The organism is Streptomyces sp. XY431, assembly GCF_001279805.1.
In the GTDB taxonomy this organism is placed as follows: domain Bacteria; phylum Actinomycetota; class Actinomycetes; order Streptomycetales; family Streptomycetaceae; genus Kitasatospora; species Kitasatospora purpeofusca.
The window spans coordinates 1-252 of sequence record NZ_LGDO01000427.1; the positions used below are offsets into that span (position 1 = coordinate 1).

The window sequence follows — 252 nt, forward strand, 5'->3', positions numbered from 1 at the left end:
GAAGTCTCCGTCGACCCATTTGGCTGCGTCGATCCAGCCGCCGTCGAGGTCGCTCCACTGGGTCCATCCGGGGAAGCGTGAGCCGTCGGACAGGAAGACCGCGGTGGACAGTTGGCCGTGGTTGTTCCAGGAGGCGGCGATGTCGTCCTTGCCGTCGCCGTTGAAGTCGCCTCCGAGCCATTGGGTGGAGTCGAGCCAGCCGCCGGCGTTGGTGGCCCAGTGACTGCGGGTGAAGCCGGTGCCGGTGGACAG

1 pseudogene is annotated in these 252 nt (G+C 67.5%); it reads right to left on the reverse strand.

From position 1 onward, the window contains the following. Positions 1 to 252 (reverse strand): annotated as a pseudogene (locus ADK60_RS27990) (FG-GAP repeat protein); the annotation flags it as partial.